This is a genomic window from Aeromonas sobria, from assembly GCF_050266975.1.
Classification (GTDB): Bacteria; Pseudomonadota; Gammaproteobacteria; order Enterobacterales; family Aeromonadaceae; genus Aeromonas; species Aeromonas sobria_B.
Genome location: NZ_JBKISU010000159.1, coordinates 1 through 245 on the forward strand (window position 1 = coordinate 1; position 245 = coordinate 245).

1 pseudogene is annotated in these 245 nt (G+C 51.8%); it reads right to left on the reverse strand.

From position 1 onward, the window contains the following. Window positions 1-128: pseudogene (locus ACLHZ1_RS20915) on the reverse strand (IS4-like element ISAs18 family transposase); the annotation flags it as partial. Window positions 129-245 lie beyond the last annotated feature (117 nt).

A 245-nucleotide genomic window follows, 5' to 3' on the forward strand; every position in this document is an offset into this window, starting at 1 on the left:
TCCACCGCTTTGAGGGTTCGGGTGCGCCCGGTCGGCGTTAGCCAGTCCCGAGCTGGAACCTGCTCTACACCAGGGTAACCAACCAAAACATTTCCTTTAAATCTAATGAGATAAGCAAAGCCTAGCTGTGATCTCTCTGTAGGTTGTTCACTCGGGGCATTCCCGCAGAATTGGAGGCGCCAACCAAACCAATCATCCGAGGTGCCCGAGTGAACAACCATAAAAATGCCCGATTAACCCTCTTT